This is a genomic window from Pseudomonas sp. EggHat1 (assembly GCF_014892995.1).
GTDB classification, from domain to species: Bacteria; Pseudomonadota; Gammaproteobacteria; order Pseudomonadales; family Pseudomonadaceae; genus Aquipseudomonas; species Aquipseudomonas chaetocerotis.
The window spans coordinates 404772-427513 of record NZ_JACKQK010000001.1 but is presented as its reverse complement, the minus strand read 5'-3'; the positions used below and the strand labels follow the sequence as shown (position 1 = coordinate 427513).

The following is a 22742-nucleotide window of genomic DNA, read 5'->3' as shown; positions in this document are numbered from 1 at the left end:
ACGGAGGCCCGATCATGGTCGCTTATCGAAGAGCCCGGGTGGCAGGTGGTTGTTATTTCCTGACCCTGGCACTGCAAGACAGATCTAGCGACTTGCTGGTCAGATATTCAACTCGGCTTCGTCAGTGCCTACGGAGCGTTCAAGCGCAGATGCCTTTTCGCCTTCCTGCTCTGGTCGTGCTACCCGACCATCTGCATATGCTGATGGTGTTGCCGACCGATGACGCCGACTTCTCTGCACGGGTTCGCAAGCTCAAGAGAGAATTCATTGTTGCGTTACGCCAACAGGTCGGGATCAGAGTGCAGACCAACGCCAAGGGCGAAGCCAATATCTGGCAGCGACGTTTCTGGGAGCATCTGATCCGTGACGAGCAGGACTACCGCAACCATGTGGATTACATTCACATCAATCCGCTCAAGCATGGTCTGGTCGCTCGTGTACAGGATTGGCCGTTTTCCAGTTTTCATCACTATGTACGGCAAGGTTTGCTACCCAGCGATTGGGCGGGTGGCACAGGCGTTGAGATCGAAAATGCTGGTGAGTAAGGTGATCCCCGGATTGCATCCGGGCTACGCCGACCCTGTATCCCGGATGCAATCCGGGAGCTTGTGCTGACCATGCGACTCAACCACTTGCGTCGCTGGCTCATACTCGCTTGCGTTCCCCTGGCCCTGCTCTGGCTAGCCGACCGCCTGTTCCCGCTGCCCCTGCCCGAGGACGATCTGGCGCGGGTGGTGCTGGCCGAGGACGGCACGCCGTTGTGGCGCTTCGCCGATCGTGACGGTGTATGGCGTTATCCGGTGACGCCGGATGAAGTTTCGCCCTATTACCTGGAAGCGCTGCTGACCTACGAGGACCGCTGGTTCCGCCAGCACCCCGGCATCAACCCACTGGCGCTGGGCCGTGCGGCCTGGCAGAACCTCACCGGCGGGCGCGTGGTGTCCGGCGGCAGTACGCTGTCGATGCAGGTGGCGCGTCTGCTCGATCCGCATGGCCGTGACCTGCCCGGCAAACTCAAGCAACTCTGGCGCACGGCGCAGCTGGAATGGCATCTGTCCAAGGATGAAATCCTTACCCTGTATCTGAACCGCGCGCCCTTCGGTGGCACCCTCGAGGGCGTCGCGGCGGCGAGCTGGAGTTACCTGGGCAAACCACCAAGCCAGCTCACGCGTGCCGATGCCGCGCTGCTCGCGGTGCTGCCGCAGGCGCCCAGCCGCTTGCGCCCGGACCGCCATCCCGAACGCGCCCAGGCAGCGCGCGACAAGGTGCTGCGGCGTCTGGGCGAATTTCAGGTGTGGCCACAGGCCCAGGTGGATGAGGCGCTGGAGGAGCCGGTGTTTCTCGCGCCGCGCCGTGAGCCGAGCCTGGCGCCCTTGCTGGCGCGGCGACTGAACCGTGCCGGCAGCCCGCCATTGATCCATACCACCCTCGATGCCGGCCTGCAGTTGCGTCTGGAGGATCTGCTGCTGGGCTGGCGGGCACGTCTGCCGGAGCGCACCTCGGCGGCGATCCTGGTCGTGGAGCACGAGAGCATGGCCGTGCGCGCCTACCTTGGCTCGGTGGATATCGCCGACACCTCGCGCTTCGGTCATGTCGACATGGTGCGCGCCCTGCGTTCGCCCGGCTCGACGCTCAAACCCTTCCTCTACGGCATGGCCCTGGATGCCGGGCTGATCCACTCCGAGTCGCTGCTGCAGGACGTGCCGCGGCACTACGGTGACTACCGGCCAGGCAACTTCGCTACCGGCTTCATCGGCCCGGTGTCGGCCAGCGAGGCGCTGGCCACCTCGCTCAATCTGCCGGCCGTGCAGTTGCTCGAAGCCTACGGGCCGAAGCGCTTTGCCGGCGAATTGCGCAGTGCCGGTGTGCCGATTCGCCTGCCGGCGCTGGCCGAGCCGAACCTGGCGCTGATCCTCGGTGGCGGCGGTTCGCGCCTGGAGTCGCTGGTGGCGGGTTACAGCGCCTTCGCGCGCGGCGGCATGGCGGCCAGACCTCGCCTGCAACCAGATGATCAACTGCGCGAGCGGCGCCTGCTTTCGCCCGGCTCGGCCTGGATCATCCGGCGCATTCTCAGCGGCCAGGCACGCCCGGATCGCGACCCGCGCGCCTACCTGGCGCAGCGGCCGACCCTGGCCTGGAAGACCGGCACCAGCTACGGCTTTCGCGATGCCTGGGCCATCGGCGTCGGTCCGCGTCATCTGATCGGTATCTGGATCGGTCGCCCGGACGGCACCCCGGTGCCCGGCCAGTTCGGCCTGGCTTCCGCTGCCCCGCTGCTGCTGCAGGTGCATGATCTGCTGGTCAATCGTGACAGCCAGCGCGGCATCGCTGCGCCGGCCGATCCACAGCCGGCCGAGGTTGGCGTGGCCGCCATCTGCTGGCCGCTGGGGCAGCCGATGAGCAAGGATGATCCCAACTGTCGGCGCCTGCGCTTTGCCTGGACGCTCGAAGGCACCACGCCACCGACGCTGCTGGCCGCTGATCAGCCGTTGGGCAGCGGCCTGCGCGAGCGCTATTGGTTGAATGCCGGTGGGCGTCGCGTTGGTCCGGGCTGCCCGGGGGCCGCGGTGCGCGAACTGGCCTTGTGGCCGGCGCCATTGGAGCCCTGGCTACCGCGTCGTGAACAACGCACGGCACGTTTGCCTAGCGTCGATCCGAGCTGCCCGCCACCGCGCAGTAGCCAGGTGGCGCCGCTGTCCATCGTCGGCGTGCGCGATGGTGATCGTCTGCGTCGCCCGCAGGGCATGCATGAGCCGCTGCGGCTCAGCCTTTCAGCGCTGGGGGGAAGTGGCCGGCGCTGGTGGTTCCTCGATGGCCGGCCGCTGGGTGACACTGCGCTGGATGCACCTTTCAATCACGCCTTCGACAGCGGCAGGCATCAACTGAGCGTGCTCGACGAGGGTGGCCAGACCGCTCGTCTGGAATTCAACGTAGGGCCGTAAAGCGCGCCGCTGGCGCCGACCGCTCTGGCCTGCGCCCTGATCATCACTGCACATGATCTCGCCTGGAGCGAATAAAGCTCTGTCGTGAGCCGCCGATATGAAACCTGGCGGTAATCGATTTGCAATTTGTGTACATTTTTGTATCCAATTGCTCGGGCGAGCTCAAAAATAATAACCGGGAGAAGCCTCCATGCGCCTCTGGCAACGCAGTATTCAGTGGCAGTTGATCCTCAGCATGGGCGCTGCCCTGCTGGCCAGCATTCTGATCGTCGTCGGCATCTACTCGGCGGTGGTCGATCGCCTGACTGAACGCTACCTGATCGAAGAAGCGCTGCCAGCGCGGGTGCTGGCGATCCGCAACGACCTGGAGCGGGTGCTGACTGCGCCCATTACCGCCAACGCCTCGATTGCCGAGAACAGCCTGGTGCAGGATTGGCTGGCTGCTGGCGAGGATGCCACTCGGCGTGACGAATTCGCGCGCTATCTGGAGGGTGTGCGCGCCCAGCAGAACGCCATGACCACCTCCATCGTCGCCCTGGCCAGTGGCAACTACACCACCGGTGAAGGGCTGATGCGCACCCTGGACCGCAGTCAGGCGGAGAACCAGTGGTTCTATCGCCTGGTCGACAGCGACCGTGACCGGGTGCTGGAAATCGACATCGACAAGACCACGCGGCTGCCCACGCTGTTCATCAATCAGCGCATCAAGCGTGGCGGCAAGACGCTCGGCGTCTCGGGGTTGGGCTACAACCTGGCGGACATGTCGAAGATGATCAGCGAGTTCCGTTTCGGCGAGCGCGGCCAGGTGTTTCTCATCGACAGCCAGGGCAGCGTCAAGGTCCACCCGCGTTCGCAACTGAGCGGCAGTGGCAAGCTCGCCGAACTCTTCGGCGCCGACGCCAGCCGTCAGGTGCTTGCAGGCGACAGCCGGGCGGTACGGTTCGAGCGCGATGGCGAGATCTTTCTCGCCGTGGCGCAGAAGTTCGCCAGTATCGACTGGCTGCTGGTCAGCGAGGTGCCTGAGGCCGAAGTCTACGCCGAGGCTCGGCAGGCGCTGCTGATGACCAGCCTGATTGGTGTGGCCGTTGCGCTGTTGTTCCTGGGGCTGGTGGTGGTGCTGGCTCGCGGTCTGGTGCGGCCGATCCGTCAGGTGACCCAGGCACTGGTGGAAATCGGTGGTGGCGGTGGTGACCTGACGCGCCGCCTGGATGAATCGCGGGCCGATGAGCTGGGCGATCTGGCCCGTGGCTTCAACCGCTTTCTCGCCAGTCAGCGCGACCTGATCGGCGATGTGCTGGCCACCAGTGAGCGGTTGCGTACCGCAGTCGGCCAGGTGGCGCGGGTGGTGGAGAACACCGCAGGGCGCGCCGGCCAGCAGCAGGAAATGACCGACATGGTGGCCACCGCCGTACACGAGATGGGCCTGACCGTGCAGGAGATCGCGCGCAACGCCAGTAACGCTGCGCAGTCCTCGCACAGCGCACGCGACGAGGCGCAGAGCGCGCGTCAGGTGGTAGGCCAGTCCATCGCCCATATCGAGCGAATGTCCGCCGATATTGGCAGCGCGGCGGGTGCGGTCGCTGAGCTGGCCGAGCAGGTCGCTTCCATCGATCAGGTGCTGGCGGTGATTCGCGGTATCTCCGAACAGACCAACCTGCTGGCGCTCAACGCCGCCATCGAGGCGGCACGTGCCGGGGAGATGGGGCGCGGCTTCGCTGTGGTGGCTGACGAGGTACGCACGCTGGCCAGCCGTACTCAGGCGTCGACCGACGAGATCCAGCAGATGATTCAACGCCTCAAGCAGGGCGCGGAAACGGCCGTCAGTTCCATGCACGCGGGGCAATCGGCCACCGGCACCGGCGTTGAGGCGAGTCAGCGCACCGGGCAGTCGCTCGGCGCCATCACCGAGCAGGTCGAGCGCATCAGCGACATGAACACCCAGGTGGCTGCGGCGACCGAAGAGCAGAGCTCGGTGACCGAGGAGATCAACCGCAACGTGCAGGGCATCGCCGATCTGGCGCACGCCACCACTGGTGAGGTGCGCGCCTGCCGCGAGGATTGTCAGACCCTGAGCCGCCTGGCCGATGACCTGGCCGGGCAGATGGGCAAGTTCCGCCTCTAGTCGGGGTGCTGTCTTGTTAGGGTGCGCCGTGTGCAGCGCTTATCGCCGCAGATTTGCTGGTGCGCGCTGCGCACCCTACCCAAACCCCGCACGATCCAGCGGAGCCTCAGTGATCGGCCGTAACCAGGCGGTTGCGGCCCTCGCGTTTGGCGCGGTAGAGCGCACCGTCGACGCGTCTGAAGAAGGCGTCGGCGTCGCCGTCATGACTGCTGCTGAAGCAGCCGACGCCCAGACTGGTGGTCAGCTCCAGGCGCTGACCGGCCAGCAGCAGGCCTTCCGTTGCCAGTTCCTGACGAAATTGCTCGGCCAGATCCCACGCCTGGGCCAGGGTGGTGCCCGGCAGCAGCACGCCGAATTCTTCGCCACCCAGGCGCAGCAGGGCATCGGCATCACGGCGAAACACCTTGCGCATGCGTTCGGCGAATGCGCTCAGGCAAGCATCGCCACCGGCGTGGCCGTGTTCATCGTTGACCTTCTTGAAAAAGTCGATATCCATCAGCACCAGCGACAGCGGCTCGCCCTGGCGCACCGCATTGGCTACCAGGCTGGGAAACAGGTTGTTGAACTGATAGCGGTTGCCCAGCTGTGTCAGGCTGTCGGTGCGGCTGAGCAGATCGAGCTGACTCTGCTGCTCCAGCAGCTTCAGCTCCAGGTCGAGGGTCGCTCGGTATTCACGGTGATTGCGGCCCAACACCAGAATCAGATAGCCGAGGTAGAAGGTCAGGGTGATCAGCATCGCGTGCTGGTGCTGCCAATTTAGCGCCATCACCGCCAGGCCCGGCAGGTAGAGCAGGGCCAGGGCCAGCAGGGCGCGGCCACGGCGCATGGCGAAGTTGAAGGTCATCGCCGTACCGAAGGCCACCGTGGCGAGGGTGGCGATCATTTCCGAGTCGTTGTAGGCGTCGCTGTATAGCGCCAGCGCGTGAGCCTGCCCCCAGCACAAGGCGGTGAGAAGGATCAGCCCCCAGTGATGATCGAGCCAGCGTTGCAGTTGCTCAGGGTGGTGGATTCCATCAGGACGGTGCAGCAGGCGTGCAGCCAGTAGTACGGCGAACACCGTGCAGCCCAGCACACCGCTTGGAATCAGGCTGCCAGGATCGGCACTGAACACCCAGGTCAGCAGCCAGGCAAGCAGGTAGAAGAATCCTCCCAGACGCGTGCGGATGCGGGTGTCATCCACTTCACGCCACAGGGCGAAGGTATTGGGTTGGCGCGGTACTTCGGCGTCGGTCATTTTTGTGATCACAGAATGCTCTCGCGTGAGCATAGCGCTTTTTGCTTGCAGCAAGGGTGTCGATTGGCCAGCATCCTGCGCCGTTCAGTCCTCAACACCTTGTTACCTTTGCCGCCTGCCTGCAGCGAACCCGCCGCTCTGCAGGCAGTCAGAGCCCAGGCTTCGTTGTCTCGAACGACTGCAACAAATCCGCCGCACACTGCACCATCCACCTTCAAGCGAGCGCTACGCGATGATGTCCGCTGCCAAGGGGATGCTTGGAAAGCTTCCTGTTCTGAGCCCATGGAAATGGGCGTTGCTGTTGGGGGCCGTGCTGGCTGCCTATCAGATGAAAGCGATGCACCTGGACGACCGTCTCTATTTCTGGATCACGACGTCCTGGCATCAGGATGACTGGGCTCACCGTAGTCTGTGGCTACCGGAGTATCGGGTCGAGATCGATGCCAAACCGGTCGTTGGCGTTGCCGATAATTTCTCTGGTCTCAGCTACGACGACGACCGCCATCAGATCTGGGCCGTGCTCAACAACCCGGAGCAACTGTTGAGGCTGAGCCTCGATGGCGAGGTCCTAGGCCGCTATCCGCTGCATGGCTTTCAGGATATCGAGGGGGTGACCTACCTCGGTGATGACCTGCTGCTTCTGGCTGAGGAGCGCAAGCAAGCATTGGTCGCGGTGCCTGTGCCGCACGGTGAGGGGACCTTGCAGCGTGCCGATTATCGTGCACTGACCCTTGGTATCGATCTGGGTGGCAACCAGGGTTTTGAAGGGCTCGGCTACGATCGGGCTGGCGACCGTTTGTTCGTCGTCAAGGAACATTCACCGCGCAAGCTCTACGAGATTCGCGGTCTCAAACGCAGTCTGGAGGGCGAGTTCGGCCTTGAAGTGATAGATCGTCAGGACTGGATAGACCACCGGATATTCGCGAGCGATCTGTCGTCCGTACATTTCGATGAGCGCACCGGCCATCTGGTGTTGCTTAGCGATGAATCGCGCTTGCTCATCGAGCTGGGCAAAGATGGGCGACTGATCAGCTTCCGTTCCCTGCTTCGGGGTTTCGCAGGCTTGCATGGCAGTGTGCCGCAGGCCGAAGGTGTCACCTTCGATGCACAGGGAAATCTTTACCTGGCCAGCGAACCCAATCTGTTCTACCGGCTGCAACGCCAATGAGGTTCACACCCGGCGGATCAGCCAGATGCCGGCAACGATCAGCAGCAAGCCCGCCACCTTGCCAAAGGTGATGGGCGCTTCACGAAAACCTGCCCAGCCGAAGTGATCGAGGGTAATGGCCATGGCCAATTGCCCGGCGATCACCAGCACCATGAACAGCAGTGCCCCAACCCGTGGCCCGGCGAAGGCCGCCGTGGCGATGAAGAAGGCGCCGAGCAGACCGCCACTCCAGTGCCACCAGGTCAATTCCTTGAGTGCGCCGAAGCCAGGCATCTCACGCTGGCTCAGTGTCATCAGCAGCAGCGCCAGGCTGCCGACGGCGAAGGAGATCAGCGCTGCGGCGAAGACGCTGGACAGCTGGCGGGCGAGTTGGCCGTTGATGCCGGCCTGCAGAGGCAGCACCGCACCGGCGAGGAAGGGCAGGGCCAGCAGCCAGCCACTGATGTGGTTCATGATGAGCTCCGAAGACTACAAAAAAGCGCAATTATGCGGCCCTCTGATGCAGGGCGCAGCTGACGACTCATTCCATGACGTTGGGTATGCCCATCCAGTGACCCTGATCCCCAGCATTCAGAATTGACTACTGCAGCACGAATGTGAAAACCGTTTTGGCTTTGCATGATGTGTCTGCTTTGCATGGTGGCTAAACAGTATTACTCTTGCGCGCCTGTCTTTGGTCCTTCGTGCCAGGCTCACTTACACAAACATGGATGAACAGATATGAAAGGAATTCGTAGCGGTCTGGTTACTGTATTCATTGCGTTGGCGGCATTGACCGGTTGTGCTACTCCTCAGCCGCCGGTTGCCATGGATCAAGCTTTCTGGGCTGAAAAGCAGGATCGCATCGGCATCGCCATCACCGAGATTCCAGCACCTTCTGTGCAGATGACCGGACAGCAGGGCCTGCTGGACGTCGCCGTCAACAAAGGCATGGCCTCGGGACTGACCAAGAAGGTCGAAAGCTGGGACTCCACCAGCCTGCGCGGTTTGCAGCAGAAAGTTGCCGAGCGCCTTCAGGCTCAGGGGTATACCGTCAAGCTGCTGGACAAGCCCTACGACTTTAAGGACTTCAAGAAGGCCGAGCGCAAGCTGGGGTACGCCGACCTCGACATGACGCCGCTCAAGGCTCAGGAAGGGATCGATAAAGTGGTGTTGCTCATGCTTGGCGTTAACGGTACGACGCGCAGCTACTACGGCATGATCCCGACCAGCGACCCGGTGTCTCAGGTCACAATGGTCACCACCATTGTCGACCTGGATGACAATCGCCTGATCTACTTCCAACCCTCGGCCGTGAGTCGTGCGGCAGAAGGCGAATGGGATGAGTCGCCCGAGTATCCCAATCTGACCAATGCTTTCTACAAGGCGTTGGACGAAGCCGAGCAAAAGATACTGCTGCCTTTTGACGCGCAGCAGCTGTCCAGTAAGTAATCGTGCGGTTTGGGCGGGTCGGTGCAGGTCTTTTGGGGCTTGCACTGTCAGGTTGTGCGACCGATCCAAACCTCGCTCCTGCTCACAGCGATATGCTGGAAGCCCAGCTGGCACAGGGCTTTCAGCTGGTCATCGAAGCCCCTGAAGACGGATGGCTGAATGCGGATGTGGTGGTCGATGGTTCCCAGCTTTCCGAGGCTGGTGAGCAAACCTCCAGACACCTCAGCGGTACGATGCAGGGCGTGGCGAATTCCGGTGCCGGAGCAGGTGGTGGTGCGGCCGTCGTAGGGACAGTCATTGGCTCGATGCTGCTGGCCAACCTGTCGCAGTCGGCGATCGAGCGGGATGCTCATCGGGCTGCCAAGGACCAGATCGATCCTGTTGACCAGGCCCTGAGCGGTCACGACTGGGCCGACTATTACCACCTTGCGTACAGCCGAGAGTTGAGTAAGCAAGGCTACGCGCCGTCTCTGACTGCAGATATCAGCCTGCGAATCGTCCCACGCGTGCGTTTCAGTGAAGGCATGCAGGTGTTGCGTCTGGTGACCGAAGCTCGGGTGACCCAGGGCAGGAAAACTCTTTACGCCGGGCGCATCGAGTCGTTTGCCGAGCCGATGCAATGTGAAGATTGCCTTAGCCTCTGGCTGGCGCAGGATGCGGCCCACTTGCATGCCGCTGCCGATGCTGGTGTGGATGACAGCGCCGCATTGTTGGCAAGCGACTGGCGCACGAGCAGATTTTCCGGTGTCGCCAGTCAGGAGCAGACGCTGCGCTATCAGCTTGGCGCGACTCGTCATGTCGAACGCGGTCGTTTACTACCGCTGGGAAACTCCCGCTCGGTTTTTCTCAGTCTGCGCGGATGGCTCAAATCCATGCCGGTGGCTGTCGAGGCTCGCTAGCGAACCGCCAGCACGGCGCTCCGCTGGCGGGTTCCTCTGCACGCTCTAAAGTCGTTTTTGCAGTTGCACCAGGGCCACGCGGCCGCCGTCCGGGGCGCGGCGTTCGACGATGCCGACGGTCTGGTAGCCGAGTCGGGTGTAAAGCAGCAGGCCGCCAGCGTTGGCGTTGAAGCAGGACACCTTCATCAGCGGTGCCTTGTAGCGCTCGCGGGCGATCTGTTCCATCACTTCTACCAGGTGCTGAGCCACCCCCTGGCTGCGCGCCCAGGGCGCCACCATCAGGTTGCCCAGGGCGCAGAACTCGTTGTGCTGCCATTGATAGAAATTGGCGAAGCCGGCGACTTTTTCATCCAGTTCCACCACCGTGCTTTCACGCCGCTCGGCGATGGCTGCAGCGAGCTGGCCGACGTTCAGCGGCCAGATGGCCTTGGGGTAGCAGAAGAACAGTTCATCGATGTTCTGCGGGAAGCCGACCACGTCACCGAGGTCGGTGGCCGTGGCCGGGCGGTGTTGCAGGTGTGCGTTCAAACGCGGTGGTCCTTGTTCAGCGCGGTGGATATTGCGAGAGCACCTGGGTGACGGTTTCGCGGATCGCGCGTTCGCGCTCGGCAGGCGTTGGCGGCTGGCTGCGCATTAACTGCTCACCGCTACCGCGCCACACCAGTTTGCCGTCCTTGGCGTCGTACAGGTCGATCTGCAGGGTCGCGACCTTGTAGTCCACGCGGCGCGTTTCGGTGAAGGCCGGACCGCCCCAGTAGCCCCCCCAATAACCACCCCATCCACCACCGTACTGGGTGGTGATCTGATCCTGGCGCTCGTCGACGATCAGCACGCTCTGTACTTTCAGATCACCCTGGCCATCGGCCGCCTGGCGCAGGCCGCGCTGGTCGAGCTGTTCGGCGACGGCCTGGCTGATGCGTGCCTCGGTGATATCGCTCTTCAGGCGAACGTCGTCGGGCTGATAAGTGAGTTTCTCATCCATCCAGCTCCAACTGCGGTAGGCGCCGAAGTCGCGGCTGGGGTCGAAGTCGCGCTCCAGGCTGACACTGGCACAGCCACTCAGCAGCAGGGCCACGATCAGGTAGGACAGGTTACGCATGATGCTCTCCTGGGCAGTCGATCAATAAGGGGGATAGCCGTCCAGCGCGCTGCGGATGGCCGCGCGCATGGCATCGGCCTGCGCAGCCTGGTCCTTGCCGGCCACGGCTTCGCCGCTACCGGACCAGACCACCTGGCGGTCGCGTGGGTCGATCAGTTCGATGCGTACCACGGCCACTTTCTGCTCGTAAGTACGCACGATGGGTACGCCGCCGTAAGCACCGTAGTGACGGTCCCAGTGGCTGCCGGTGCCATAGTAGCCACCGACGTTGTCCTGATACTGGCGCAGGCGGGTTTCCTGGCTGATACGTGCGTTGACCAGCACGTCGCCAGGACCGTTGAGTGCCGGGCGCAGGCCGTACTGGTCGAGGCCGGCGCTGACGCTGTCGGCCAGCTGATCACCACCAGGCGCACGGCCATCCAGCCAGCTCCAGCTGCGGTAGCGGCCGTAGTCGCGTGGTGCTGCTGGATAGGCGCTGCGGTCGAAGGTCGTGGCTGCGCCAGGCGGTGCCGGCGGCATCGGCAGCGATTCGGCCTGGTAAGGGTTCTGGCTCTGGCAGGCGGCCAGCAGCGGCAGGATGAGTATGGCTATGGCGGTGCGCATGGTCGTCTCCGTAGTCGCGCGCGACATCCCCGATGGCTTCAGGCTACGCCGGACTGTCGGCTTCGTCCAACGCGTGCACCACGGTTTCAGCGTGGTCGGCAGATCCAGTGCAGGTAGCGGCCGAGTCCCTCGAAGCTGGGGTGGCGGCGGTGCGCCAGTTCCATTTCCAGCAAGTCGATCAGCTCGGCCTTGGCCTGGAATTGCTGCGGCATGTAATCGTGGAACACGCGCACGCCGCTGCGGCTTTCGACCTGCCAGTGGGCGACGAGTTGCGTGGCCAGTTCGCGTGGGTCTACCGGTTGTTGTGGTGTCAGGCTCTGTTTCTCACCGGCGAAGTGCTCCTTGCGCAGCTTGCGAAAATGACCCTTGAGCAGGTTGCGGTAGATCAGCGCGTCCTTGTTATAGAAGGCCAGCGACAGCCAGCCATTACTTACAGTCAGCTGGTGCAACACCGGCAGGATGGCCGCCGGTTCGGACAGCCACTCCAGAACGGCGTGACATAGCACCAGATCGAAGGGCTCTTGCAGCTGGCCGAGCAGTTCCTGCCAGGGCGCTTGAATGAACGTGGCGTTCTGTCCGGCTTCGGCGAAGCGCTGGCGTGCACCTTCGAGCATGGGTTCGGCGGGTTCGGCCAGAGTGACCTGGTGACCACGCTGGGCCAGCCACAGACTCATGTGACCCAGGCCGGCGCCGACGTCCAGCACCCGCAGCGGGCGATCCGGCAGCGCCTCGGCCAGGTCGGCCTGCAGCACCGCGAGGCGAATGGCACCCTTGGAGCCGCCGTAGATCTTCTCGGCGAAGCGGGTGGCGAGTTCGTCGAAGTGGCGGTCGCTCATTTGAGGAAGCGCCGTTCGTTGTCGGCGAGCTTGTCTAGCACCGCCTGGTTCATGTCGAGGCCCAGCTCACTGCACAGTTGCAGGAGATAGAGCAGTACGTCGGCCACCTCCTGGCCGGCATGGACGAGCTGATCGGGAGGTAACTGGCGGGACTGCTCCTCGCTCAGCCACTGGAAGATTTCCACCAGCTCGGCCATCTCCACGCTAGCGGCCATGACCAGGTTCTTCGGGCTTTGGTAACGACGCCAGTCGTTGTGATCGCGAATGGCGTGCATGCGGGCGGTGAGTTCGGCGAGGTTCATGGTGCGGCTCCGTTCCAGCCGCATAGCTTCGGCTCGAACGACCCGGGCTGCAAGCTGCGCTTTACTTCGGATTGTCTCCCCTCTCCCGCTTGCGGGAGACGACTGCATGGATGCAGGAGGTAGGGCGACGCAGGACGCTAAAGCCGAGGGGCCGGGGGAGAGGGCTGTCCGATAACAACGGTGCCGCCTGAACCGCCCTCTCCCCAGCCCTCTCCCATGAATGGGAGAGGGGGTAGAATGTGCAAATCAGGCCTCCAGAGGCTGCCAACTCCCTGCCATATGCGCTATGTCGCCCTCGCCGATCAGGCGGAACTGGCCGCTGGCGGCAGACTCGCTGGCCTGCAGGGCAACGTGGGTGGGCAGCAGCACGGGTTTCTGGAAGCGTACCTCCACCTCGTAGCCGGTCTGCGGCAGGTGCGCGTGCAGGGCTGAGAGGCTGCGCGCCTTGTTCCACAGGCCATGGGCGATTGCGCGAGGGAAGCCGAACAGGCGTGCCGTCACGGCGAACAGGTGGATCGGGTTGTAGTCGCCGGCCACGCGCGCATAGCGCCGGCCAGTGTCGGCGGGTGCGGCCCAATCGGCCAGTGGCGACAGCTCCAGCGTCTGTTGTTCGGCACCTGGCTGCGCTTGCCCTTCGAGGCGCAGGGCGCGGCAGAGGATGCGGCTATCACCTTCCCAGAGCAGGCCGAGTTGGTCTTCCAGGCGGGTGATCAGGCTGAATGTGGCGCCCTTGTCGTGGGGTTGCAAATCGGCGACCTGCACGCTGATCTGGAACGGCCCCAGCCCACCCAGCGGACGCAACACGCGGATACGATTCTGCAGATGCACAAGGCCCAGGAGCGGGAAGGGAAAGCGGCGGTCGGTGAGCAACTTCATCTGCAGGCCGAAAGCGAGCACGTGCGGATAGACAGGTGGCAGGTATGGGCTGTCTGCGATGGCGCAGACCTGGCGATAGCGCGCCAGGTGCTTCGGGTCCACCTCCACGCGGCAGCGCAGACCGATGTTGGGCAGTTGGCGGCCAGTCACCTTGCGGCGCAGGGCTGCGCGCAGGAACAGACCAGGCAAGGCCGGTGGTGCATCGAGATCGAGCCAGTCGATGGCCATTGGCGAACTCCTTGGCGAATGAATGTCTGCAGCTTAACTCTCAGACCCACGCTGACATTGGCTGTTCTGCCCGCAGCGTGCGCAGGCTAGCCAATCCGTCTGTTGCGCGGTTTGCGCGTGGCAGCTCGCTGCCCCTAAGATGGCGCCGCTCACGAATAAAAAGAACAGCAGGAATCATGCGTGATCTGACCGACGATGTGGCGTTGATGCGCCCGGTAATCGATGCCCTGCGCGCCAGCGGAACCGATCCTGACCGTGTGCTGGTGCGTGTTGGCCTGCCTCCTGGCGGGCTGCCGGCTGGCCGTTTTCCCCATGCGGCCCAGGCAGCGTTCTGGAAAGCCGCCAGCGAAGAGTGCGGCGAGGAGCATGTGGGGCTGTACCTGGCCCAGCACCTACCCGCCTTCCATGGCCTGCTTCTGGAATACCTGTTTCTCTCCAGCGAAACCTTTGGTGCGGGCCTGCGCCATGCGCTGCGCTACGTACGCCTGCTCTCCGACACCCTCAACGCGCGTTTGCATGTTGACGGCGATATGGCCGTGCTGACGCTGGGCCTGCAAGCCGATACGCCGCGCCATTTTCCGGAGATGTTGGCGGGAGCGGTGATCCGTCTGTTCACTGCCTTGACCGAAAACGATTTTCGCCCGCGTGAAGTGCGTTTCATGCATCTCGAGGGTGCACCTGCAGAGCGCTACCTGGCGGTTTATGGTTGCCCGGTGCGCCTCGGCGCCGAGGACTGCGCATTGCTGTTCGACGCCGCGGTGCTGGACAAGGCCTCGCGCCACGCCGCGCCGGAATTGTTGCGTATGCACGAGTCGCTGGCGCGGCGGCAATTGGCGGAAGTGGAGAGGCTGGACCTGGTGCGCCAGGTGCGAGAGCTGATCGCCGAGTTGTTGGTCGATGGTGGCGCCACCCTGGAGCAGGTAGCGGCGCGCTTGAACATGCCGGCGCGGCGCCTGCGCGAGCGCCTGGCCATGGCCGGTGTGCGCTTCAACGATCTGATCACAGATTACCGCTGCCGCCTGGCCAAGGAGCTGTTGCTGAAGACCGACGAGCGCATCGAAGTGATAGTCGAGCGTACCGGCTTCTCCGAGCCGAGCACCTTCTACCGCGCGTTCAAACGCTGGGTCGGGGAAACACCGGTGGAGTTTCGCAAGCGCGGCAAAGGTTGATGCCATCCTGTGGGAGGGGCTTTAGCCGCGACCGTCGCCGCTGAAGCGCCTCTCACAGATAGTCACTCGACTGTAACCGTGGTGTGGGCCGGGCGGCGATCCGCTTCAGCCCACCAGCCCAACGGTCTCAGGCACCGAGCAGACTCTGCCCGCACACGCGCAGTACCTGCGCGCTCACCGCGCCCGAGCCCGGCTGGGCGAACCAGGCCACGGCTTCGGCGACGTCCTGCGGCAGGCCGCCCTGGCTCATCGAATTCATCCGTCGGCCGGCTTCGCGGATGCCCAGCGGAATGGCGGCGGTCATCTGGGTTTCGATGAAACCGGGGGCCACCGCGTTGATGCTGATGCCTTTCTTCGCCAGGGCCGGTGCCCAGGCCTGAGCCAGGCCGATCACGCCAGCCTTGCTCACCGCGTAGTTGGTCTGGCCCATATTGCCGGCAATGCCGCTGATCGAGGCAATCAGCACCACGCGGCCGTTGTCATGCAGTTTGTCGGCGTCCAGCAGCGCCTGGGTCAGCACCTGCGGCGCCTTGAGGTTGACGTCGATTACCGAGTTCCAGAACGCGTCGCTCATCTTCGCCAGGGTCTTGTCGCGGGTGATGCCGGCGTTGTGCACGACGATGTCGAGGCCGTCGGGCAACGCCTCGACCAGGCACTGCGGCGCATCGTCGGCGCAGATATCCAGAGTCACCGCGCGCCCGCCCAGGCGTGCCGCCAGCGCCTGCAGCGCATCGGCAGCCTGTGGCACATCGAGCAGCACGACCTCGGCGCCGTCACGGGCGAGCACTTCGGCAATGGAAGCACCGATACCACGTGAGGCGCCGGTGACCAGCGCCTTCTTGCCAGCCAATGGGCGTGTCCAGTCCTTGACCTGTTCGCCGCAGGCGCCGAGATGCAGCACCTGGCCGGAGACATAGGCACTCTTGGGCGAGAGGAAGAAGCGCAGCGCGCCTTCCAGTTGCTGCTCGCCACCCTTGCCGATATAGAGCAATTGCACGCTGCCACCGCGACGGATTTCCTTGCCCAGCGAGCGGGTAAAACCTTCCAGTGAACGCTGCACGCTGGCGGCGACCGGGTCTTTGAGTGATTCGGGCGCACGCCCCAGCACCACCACTCGAGGGCTATTGGCCAACCCCTTGAAGGTGGGCTGGAAGAAGTCGCGCAGCTCGATCAGTTGCTCGAAACGGGTCAGGTGGCTGGCGTCGAATACCAGTGCCTTGAGTTTGGGGCTGTGCTCGGCGGTCCAGCGGGGCAGATCGAGCTGGCCGTCGCGAGCTGAGAACACTTGATCGGTGAGCTTGTTGGCGAAGGGCACCACGGCCTGGAGCAGTTCGCCTTCACCACCGAGCAGCAGGGCGCCGTCCACCGGTCGCACGCGGCCAGCCATCCAGCGTTCCAGGCGCACAGGCGCCGGCAGGCCGAGGGCGCTAACCAGGCGGCGGCCGGTGGAGGAGTTGGCGAAAGCGAGGTAACGATCGGACATGAAGGGCTCCTGCGGGCGAATCGAAAGTCGTGTCACTGTACGCGGCAGTTGGCAAAGCGCAATTGACTCTGTTGCCTCACATGCCGGCAAGGCGGCCAATGTTCGCACCTGTTTGAGGTTTAGCCTGTGCGGCCAGAAGGCTACAGTGTCACTCTCATGTTTCTGGGAACTGGCGGACGGGCAATAGTTCGCCACAGGTTTCTTCGATTTCTCGACCAGCAAGGAGTCCCCATGACCCAGTTGCGCCGGGTCGCCATCGTAGGCGGCAACCGTATCCCGTTCGCCCGTTCCAACACCGTCTACGCCAGGGCAAGCAATCAGGAGATGCTGACCAGCGCCCTCGAAGGGCTGGTGGAGCGTTTCAATCTGCATGGTGAGCGCCTCGGCGAGGTAGTGGCCGGTGCCGTGCTCAAGCACTCGCGGGACTTCAACCTGACCCGTGAGTGCGTGTTGGGCTCGCGCCTGGCGCCGGAGACCCCGGCCTACGACCTGCAGCAGGCCTGCGGTACTGGTCTGGAAGCAGCGATTCTGGTGGCCAACAAGATCGCCCTCGGGCAGATCGACTGCGGCATCGCCGGCGGCGTTGACACCACCTCCGACGCACCTATCGGCGTCAACGAGGGGCTGCGGCAGATTCTGCTGGAGGCCAACCGCGGCAAGAGCACCGGTGACAAGATCAAGAGCCTGCTGAAGATTCGCCCGCGCCACTTGGCACCGCACATTCCGCGCAACGGCGAGCCGCGTACCGGATTGTCGATGGGCGAGCACTGCGAGTTGATGGCGCAGCGCTGGGCCATCCCGCGTGACGAGCAGGATCAGCTGGCACTGGCCAGTCACCAGAAGCTCGCGGCGTCCTACGCCGAAGGTTGGCACGATGACCTGATGACGCCGTTTCTCGGCCTGACCCGCGACCAGAACCTGCGCCCGGACATCAGCGCGGAGAAGCTTGCGACCCTCAAGCCCTGCTTCGAACGTGGTCCGCGTGGCACGCTGACCCCGGCCAACTCCACGCCGCTGACCGATGGCGCCTCGCTGGTGCTGCTGGCCAGCGAGGAATGGGCCAAGGCCCGTGGTCTGCCGGTGCTGGCCTATCTGCGCGATGGCGAGGCGGCGGCAGTGGATTTCGTCCAGGGCAAGGAGGGCCTGCTGATGGCGCCGGTGTACGCGGTACCGCGTCTGCTGGCGCGCAATGGCCTGACCCTGCAGGATTTTGACTACTACGAGATCCACGAGGCCTTCGCCGCCCAGGTGCTGTGTACGCTCAAGGCCTGGGAGGATGCCGAGTACTGCAAGGAGCGCCTGGGCCTGGACGCCGCGCTGGGCTCCATCGACCGCAGCAAGATGAACGTCAAGGGCAGCTCGCTGGCTGCCGGCCACCCATTCGCAGCCACTGGCGGACGCATCGTCGCCAACCTGGCCAAGCTGCTGGCTGTGGCCGGCGAGGGGCGCGGCCTGATTTCCATCTGCGCGGCCGGTGGTCAGGGTGTGACTGCAATCCTCGAGCGGTAATCCAATACGGGTGGTCGCAAGTCATCGCGATCATTCGATGTAAGCAACTCCGTGATTCGGGCGGCCCGCATAGCGCGTGGCCGCCCTTTTTTTGCGCGCCGCCTGGCTGTGGGAGGGGCTTCAGCCGCGACAAGCGCTCGCAGCGTGCTGTTTTCGGTGAACGCTGCGGTGGCCTGTCGCGCGGCAAATCACCACAGCGCCAGTTGGGCCTTTAGCGGCTAGTCTTTTAGTGCGCATTGATCCAGATCAATACGCCTTTTCGCGCTTTACTCAGCAGCTTCTCGGCTGCATACCACTTCCATAAGAACAATTTCAGCTCGTTTGACTCCAAGACCTGGAGTCTATGGATCGGCTTTGCGTGCTGGGGCCGAAATAACCCTGAATGAGGATGTGACATGTTCGGCCTAGAGGCGCTTGATCTCGCCCGAATCCAGTTTGCCTTCACCATTTCCTTCCACATCGTCTTTCCGGCCATCACCATCGGTCTGGCCAGCTACCTGGCGGTGCTCGAGGGGCTGTGGTTGAAGACCGGCAATACGCTGTACCGCGACCTTTACCACTTCTGGTCGAAGATCTTCGCGGTCAACTTCGGCATGGGCGTGGTCTCCGGCCTGGTCATGGCCTATCAGTTCGGCACCAACTGGAGCGCCTTCTCCGACTTTGCCGGGGCGGTCACCGGGCCGCTGCTGACCTACGAGGTGCTCACCGCGTTCTTCCTCGAAGCGGGCTTCCTCGGCGTCATGTTGTTCGGCTGGAATCGCGTCGGGCCGGGCCTGCACTTCTTCTCCACGGTGATGGTGGCCATCGGCACGCTGATCTCGACCTTCTGGATCCTCGCTTCCAACAGCTGGATGCATACGCCGCAGGGCTTCGAGATCATCGACGGACGGGTAATTCCGGTGGACTGGTTCGCCGTGGTGTTCAACCCGTCGTTCCCCTATCGCCTGGCGCACATGGCCACGGCGGCGTTCCTCGCCACCGCTTTCTTCGTCGGCGCTTCGGCGGCCTGGCACCTGCTGCGCGGGCGTGACAACCCGGCAATCCGCAAGATGCTGTCGATGGCGCTGTGGATGGCCCTGCTGGTGGCGCCGGTGCAGGCCTTCATCGGCGACCTGCACGGCCTCAATACGCTCAAGTACCAGCCGGCGAAGATCGCTGCCATCGAAGGCCACTGGGAAAATGTCGGCGACGAGCCGACGCCGCTGATTCTGTTCGGCTGGCCGGACATGGAGCGCGAGGAAACCCGCTTCAAGGTGGAGATCCCCGCGCTAGGCAGCCTGATCCTCACTCATAGCCTGGACAAGCAGGTGCCCGCGCTGAAGGACTTCCCGCCGGAGGACCGGGCCAATTCCACTATCGTCTTCTGGACCTTCCGCATCATGGTCGCCATGGGCCTGATGATGATCTTCGTCGGACTCTGGGGTACCTGGTTGCGTCGGGGCGAGCGGCTGTATACCTGCCGTCCGTTCCTGCACCTGGCCGTGTGGATGGGCCCGAGCGGGATCATCGCCATCCTCGCGGGCTGGTACACCACAGAGATCGGCCGCCAACCGTGGATCGTCCATGGTCTGATGCGTACCGCCGATGCTTCATCAGGGCATAGTGCGGCGCAGCTGGGCTTCACTCTGGCGCTGTTCGTGGTGGTCTATTTCGTGCTGTTCGGTGCGGGTATCGGCTACATGCTGCGCCTGGTGCGCAAGGGGCCGAAGATCGATGAGGGCAAGGAAACCTCAGAGGGTGGGCCTGGCCAACCGCGTACGCCAGCGCGTCCGCTCTCGGCTGCCGAAGAAGGCCTGGAAGATGGCGAAACCGACACCTTGCCGGAGAGGAGCTGAACATGGGTATCGACCTTCCGCTGATCTGGGCGGTGATCATCGCCTTCGGTGTGATGATGTATGTGGTGATGGATGGCTTCGATCTGGGCATCGGCATCCTCTTTCCCTTCGTTCGTGACGACGGCGAGCGCGACGTGATGATGAACACCGTCGCGCCGGTCTGGGACGGCAACGAGACCTGGCTGGTACTCGGCGGGGCAGGCCTATTCGGCGCCTTCCCGCTGGCCTATGCGGTTGTACTCGACGCGCTTTATTTGCCGCTGATCCTGATGTTGCTGGGGCTGATTTTCCGTGGTGTGGCCTTCGAGTTTCGCTTCAAGGCCAAGGCCGCCAAGCGCCATCTGTGGGACAAGGCCTTCATTGGCGGCTCGCTGACTGCCACCTTCTTCCAGGGCGTGGCACTGGGTGCCTATATCGATGGTTTCGAGGTGGTCAATCGCAGCTTCGCCGGCGGTGCGTTCGACTGGCTGACGCCATTCTCGGTGTTCTGCGGCCTGGCGCTTATCGCCGCCTACGCGTTGCTCGGTTGCACCTGGCTGATCATGAAGACCGAAGGTCGCCTGCAACAGCAGATGCATGATCTGGGGCGCCCGCTGGTATTCGTGGTACTGGGAGTGACCGGCATCGTCAGCCTGTGGACGCCATTTGCCCACCCGGATATTGCCGAGCGCTGGTTCAGCCTACCCAACCTGTTCTGGTTCATGCCGGTACCGGTGCTGGTGCTGCTGTGCACCTGGGCGCTGCTGCGGGCCGTGGCCAGCAACGCCAACTACTCGCCGTTCCTGCTCACCCTGGCGCTGATCTTCCTTGGCTACAGCGGTCTGGGCATCAGCCTGTGGCCGAACGTGATCCCGCCGTCGATCAGTATCTGGGAAGCCGCCGCACCGCCGCAGAGCCAGGGCTTCATGCTGGTGGGCGCGCTGTTCATCATCCCCTTCATCCTCATGTACACCGCCTGGAGCTATTACGTGTTCCGCGGCAAGGTGACGGTGGATGATGGCTATCACTGAGGGCTGTGAAATGACCAAGGTCGAGCAGGATAAAAAACCGCTGTGGCAGCGTCTGGGTTGGCTGGTGCTGATCTGGGCCTGCAGCGTCACCGCCCTGGGTATCGTGGCCTGGCTGTTGCGCCAATTCATGAGCGCGGCGGGGTTGGGGACGCCGGGCTGAGCCCGGCGATCCAGCCAACTTCCATTCGGCCGATTGGGTCGAGTGGATATATTTGAAAATCATTTGCGTTTGTAATATTTTCTCGGGCTTTCCCGGCACCGAGAACTCTGCGTGTCCCTGCCTGTCGATCCACTGCCTCCTGAAGAACTGTTCCGGCGCCATTCCTCGGAGCTGCTGCGCTTCTTCACCCGGCAGACACGCTGCAGCGAGCTCGCCGCCGACCTGCGCCAGGAAACCTGGCTGCGCTTGCAAGGGCGCCGGACCGAGGAGATCGGCAACGTGCGCGCCTTTCTCTACCGCATCGCTCGCAACCTGCTTATCGACCACCATCGTCAACAGCAAGCTCGTCCGCAGTCGGCACCGCTCGACGAAGCGCTGGAAAGCGAACTCCCCGAACCCGAACGCGCCATCGAGGACAGCCGCCGTCTGGCTCGCCTGCAGATCCTGATGCATGAGTTGCCCGAACACCTGCGCCAGGCGCTGTTGTGGAATCGCCTGGACGGGCTGACTCAGCGTGAGATCGGCGAGCGTCTGGGCGTCTCGGAAAGCATGGCCGGACGTTATATCCTCAAGGCCCTCGAATATTGCCAGGAACGCATGGATGACCGCTGAGGCAGATCTGCGCAGCCAGGCCCGGGAGTGGCTGGTGCTGCTGAATTCCGGGCGAGCCAGTGCCGCCGATCGCGCGGCGGTCGAGCGCTGGCGCCAGGCCAGTGCCGAGCACGCCAGTGCTCTGGCCGAGGCGGAGCGTCTGTGGGCGCTGCTCGGCCAGGTCGAGCGGCCGGCTGCCGTGGTGCAGGCCATGCCCAGGCGTAAGCGGCACTGGCCGCTGCCACTGGCCAGCGCGGCCTGCCTGCTGCTGGCGCTGTGGCTGGCGCCGCCAGGCTGGCATGCCGATGTACGTACTCAGGCCGGAGAAATCCGCGAGGTGACGCTGGAGGATGGCTCGCGGTTGCAGCTCAATGGCACCACCGCTCTTGACTGGTACGCCGATGCAGACGGTCAGCGCCGAGTGCGTCTGTATCGCGGTCAGGTCGATTTTCAGGTAGCGGCCGATACCAACCACCCCTTCGTGATCGAGGCCGGTGAGGCGCGCATTCGCGTCACCGGTACTCGGTTCGACGTCAACCTGCTGGGGGATCAGGTGTTGCTGGCGGTCAGCGAAGGGCATGTGCAGGTCAGTGACAGCGAGGGTACCGAGCGAGCCGTGCAGGCTGGCGAGCAGATCGCCTGGCGTGGTGGTCGTCTGCAATCACTGCAGCCACTGGATGCCGCGCGGGCTTTGGCCTGGCAACGGGGGCGGCTGGTATTCCGTGATCGCCCGTTGCCCGAAGTGTTCGAGGAGCTGCAGCGCCAGCAGGCACAGCAGGTGCTGTTTCTCGATGCAGCGGCGCGTGAGCTGAAGGTCACCGGCGTATTCGCTCTGGATGATCCACAGGCCTTACTGCGCGCCATCGAGACCGCTCTGCCGGTCAAGCTGACCCACTTGCCGGGCGTGCTGCTGGTGTCGTCCGACGACTGATCTTCCAACCTGACAACTGCCGGACGTGCACTACGTAGGGTGGACAACGCTCTTTTTGTCCACCGTCGTTGGCCGATTTCGCTACCCGCCCGATGGTGGACAAGCCTTCGGCAGGTCGTACAAACGCTGTAGCCCGGATGCAATCCGGGGCTTTGTTCGCCTCTCCCGGATTGCATCCGGGCTACGACTGGGTGATGGCGCGAATCATTTTTCAAAAATATTTGCAGCGCCGGTTCAGGAATGCGAATTACCTTCGTCTTCTGTTTCTGCAAATGCGACTTTTTCGCATGAATGGCCAGCAGAACACAGGATAT

The 22742-nt window shown here is 63.6% G+C and carries 22 protein-coding genes and 1 pseudogene; 14 read left to right on the top strand and 9 right to left on the bottom strand.

From position 1 onward, the window contains the following. The first annotated feature begins 14 nt into the window (after nucleotides 1–14). The 4 genes and pseudogenes from INS93_RS01995 to INS93_RS24960 all read left to right on the top strand — a co-directional run bounded on the left by INS93_RS01995 (nucleotide 15) and on the right by INS93_RS24960 (nucleotide 5064). On the top strand, nucleotides 15–545 hold the full coding sequence (locus INS93_RS01995) for an REP-associated tyrosine transposase (protein ID WP_192980105.1): 531 nt from the start codon (nucleotides 15–17) through the stop codon (nucleotides 543–545). 72 nt (nucleotides 546–617) lie between these two features. Continuing rightward, nucleotides 618–2942 (top strand): peptidoglycan glycosyltransferase PbpC, encoded by a 2325-nt coding sequence (gene pbpC, locus INS93_RS01990; protein ID WP_192980104.1) that lies wholly within the window; start codon nucleotides 618–620, stop codon nucleotides 2940–2942. Between the two features lie 190 nt (nucleotides 2943–3132). Then, a pseudogene (locus tag INS93_RS24965) lies at nucleotides 3133–4200 on the top strand (cache domain-containing protein); the annotation flags it as partial. A gap of 126 nt (nucleotides 4201–4326) precedes the next feature. After that, nucleotides 4327–5064, top strand: coding sequence for a methyl-accepting chemotaxis protein (locus INS93_RS24960; RefSeq protein ID WP_420707269.1), 738 nt, complete (start codon nucleotides 4327–4329; stop codon nucleotides 5062–5064). Between the two features lie 106 nt (nucleotides 5065–5170). Here INS93_RS24960 and INS93_RS01980 read toward each other — a convergent pair whose 3' ends face one another. Next, nucleotides 5171–6298 carry a GGDEF domain-containing protein gene (locus INS93_RS01980; protein WP_192980102.1) on the bottom strand — a complete coding sequence of 376 codons (1128 nt, stop codon included), beginning with the start codon at nucleotides 6296–6298 and terminating at the stop codon, nucleotides 5171–5173. Between the two features lie 232 nt (nucleotides 6299–6530). Between INS93_RS01980 and INS93_RS01975 the strand changes: the two genes are divergently transcribed. Next, on the top strand, nucleotides 6531–7466 hold the full coding sequence (locus INS93_RS01975) for an SdiA-regulated domain-containing protein (RefSeq protein ID WP_192980415.1): 936 nt from the start codon (nucleotides 6531–6533) through the stop codon (nucleotides 7464–7466). A 3-nt stretch (nucleotides 7467–7469) separates the two neighbouring features. On the opposite strand, the gene INS93_RS01970 is transcribed toward INS93_RS01975, so the two are convergent. Next, nucleotides 7470–7919 carry a DMT family transporter gene (locus INS93_RS01970; RefSeq protein WP_192980101.1) on the bottom strand — a complete coding sequence of 150 codons (450 nt, stop codon included), beginning with the start codon at nucleotides 7917–7919 and terminating at the stop codon, nucleotides 7470–7472. Nucleotides 7920–8186: 267 nt separating this feature from the next. On the opposite strand from INS93_RS01970, the gene INS93_RS01965 reads away from it, so the two are divergent. Then, nucleotides 8187–8897 carry a hypothetical protein gene (locus INS93_RS01965; protein ID WP_192980100.1) on the top strand — a complete coding sequence of 237 codons (711 nt, stop codon included), beginning with the start codon at nucleotides 8187–8189 and terminating at the stop codon, nucleotides 8895–8897. A gap of 92 nt (nucleotides 8898–8989) precedes the next feature. Then, a complete protein-coding gene (locus INS93_RS01960) occupies nucleotides 8990–9796 on the top strand; it encodes a hypothetical protein (RefSeq protein ID WP_192980099.1) in 807 nt (268 codons plus the stop codon). A 45-nt stretch (nucleotides 9797–9841) separates the two neighbouring features. On the opposite strand, the gene INS93_RS01955 is transcribed toward INS93_RS01960, so the two are convergent. The 6 genes from INS93_RS01955 to INS93_RS01930 all read right to left on the bottom strand — a co-directional run bounded on the left by INS93_RS01955 (nucleotide 9842) and on the right by INS93_RS01930 (nucleotide 13740). After that, nucleotides 9842–10324: a GNAT family N-acetyltransferase gene (locus INS93_RS01955; protein WP_192980098.1), complete on the bottom strand. Its 483-nt coding sequence runs from the start codon at nucleotides 10322–10324 to the stop codon at nucleotides 9842–9844. 16 nt (nucleotides 10325–10340) lie between these two features. Next, nucleotides 10341–10898, bottom strand: a complete 558-nt coding sequence (locus tag INS93_RS01950) for a DUF4136 domain-containing protein (protein ID WP_319017535.1) — start codon at nucleotides 10896–10898, stop codon at nucleotides 10341–10343. Between the two features lie 18 nt (nucleotides 10899–10916). Next, nucleotides 10917–11498, bottom strand: coding sequence for a DUF4136 domain-containing protein (locus tag INS93_RS01945; RefSeq protein WP_192980096.1), 582 nt, complete (start codon nucleotides 11496–11498; stop codon nucleotides 10917–10919). Nucleotides 11499–11584: 86 nt separating this feature from the next. Further along, complete coding sequence (locus INS93_RS01940) at nucleotides 11585–12334, bottom strand: methyltransferase domain-containing protein (RefSeq protein WP_192980095.1); 750 nt, start codon at nucleotides 12332–12334, stop codon at nucleotides 11585–11587. Further along, complete coding sequence (locus tag INS93_RS01935) at nucleotides 12331–12636, bottom strand: nucleotide pyrophosphohydrolase (RefSeq protein ID WP_160019322.1); 306 nt, start codon at nucleotides 12634–12636, stop codon at nucleotides 12331–12333. The genes INS93_RS01940 and INS93_RS01935 overlap by 4 nt, the downstream gene beginning before the upstream one ends. Before the next feature lie 246 nt (nucleotides 12637–12882). Next, complete coding sequence (locus INS93_RS01930; RefSeq protein ID WP_192980094.1) at nucleotides 12883–13740, bottom strand: MaoC family dehydratase; 858 nt, start codon at nucleotides 13738–13740, stop codon at nucleotides 12883–12885. Between the two features lie 176 nt (nucleotides 13741–13916). On the opposite strand from INS93_RS01930, the gene INS93_RS01925 reads away from it, so the two are divergent. Continuing rightward, on the top strand, nucleotides 13917–14909 hold the full coding sequence (locus tag INS93_RS01925) for an AraC family transcriptional regulator (RefSeq protein WP_160019324.1): 993 nt from the start codon (nucleotides 13917–13919) through the stop codon (nucleotides 14907–14909). Between the two features lie 127 nt (nucleotides 14910–15036). On the opposite strand, the gene INS93_RS01920 is transcribed toward INS93_RS01925, so the two are convergent. Beyond that, complete coding sequence (locus tag INS93_RS01920) at nucleotides 15037–16392, bottom strand: 3-oxoacyl-ACP reductase (protein WP_192980093.1); 1356 nt, start codon at nucleotides 16390–16392, stop codon at nucleotides 15037–15039. A gap of 231 nt (nucleotides 16393–16623) precedes the next feature. Here INS93_RS01920 and INS93_RS01915 point away from each other — a divergent pair, with 231 nt between their 5' ends. The 6 genes from INS93_RS01915 (at nucleotide 16624) to INS93_RS01890 (ending at nucleotide 22428) form a co-directional block, all read left to right on the top strand. Continuing rightward, the gene (locus INS93_RS01915) at nucleotides 16624–17901 is read left to right on the top strand and encodes an acetyl-CoA C-acetyltransferase (protein WP_160019326.1); all 1278 of its coding nucleotides are present in this window, start codon (nucleotides 16624–16626) and stop codon (nucleotides 17899–17901) included. A gap of 395 nt (nucleotides 17902–18296) precedes the next feature. After that, nucleotides 18297–19736, top strand: coding sequence for a cytochrome ubiquinol oxidase subunit I (locus tag INS93_RS01910; RefSeq protein WP_192980092.1), 1440 nt, complete (start codon nucleotides 18297–18299; stop codon nucleotides 19734–19736). A gap of 2 nt (nucleotides 19737–19738) precedes the next feature. Further along, on the top strand, nucleotides 19739–20746 hold the full coding sequence (gene cydB, locus INS93_RS01905; RefSeq protein ID WP_192980091.1) for a cytochrome d ubiquinol oxidase subunit II: 1008 nt from the start codon (nucleotides 19739–19741) through the stop codon (nucleotides 20744–20746). A gap of 10 nt (nucleotides 20747–20756) precedes the next feature. Continuing rightward, the gene (locus tag INS93_RS01900; RefSeq protein WP_099522599.1) at nucleotides 20757–20906 is read left to right on the top strand and encodes a DUF2474 domain-containing protein; all 150 of its coding nucleotides are present in this window, start codon (nucleotides 20757–20759) and stop codon (nucleotides 20904–20906) included. Between the two features lie 111 nt (nucleotides 20907–21017). Next, nucleotides 21018–21518 carry an RNA polymerase sigma factor gene (locus INS93_RS01895; protein WP_192980090.1) on the top strand — a complete coding sequence of 167 codons (501 nt, stop codon included), beginning with the start codon at nucleotides 21018–21020 and terminating at the stop codon, nucleotides 21516–21518. Further along, nucleotides 21508–22428 (top strand): FecR domain-containing protein, encoded by a 921-nt coding sequence (locus INS93_RS01890; protein WP_192980089.1) that lies wholly within the window; start codon nucleotides 21508–21510, stop codon nucleotides 22426–22428. The genes INS93_RS01895 and INS93_RS01890 overlap by 11 nt, the downstream gene beginning before the upstream one ends. Nucleotides 22429–22742 lie beyond the last annotated feature (314 nt).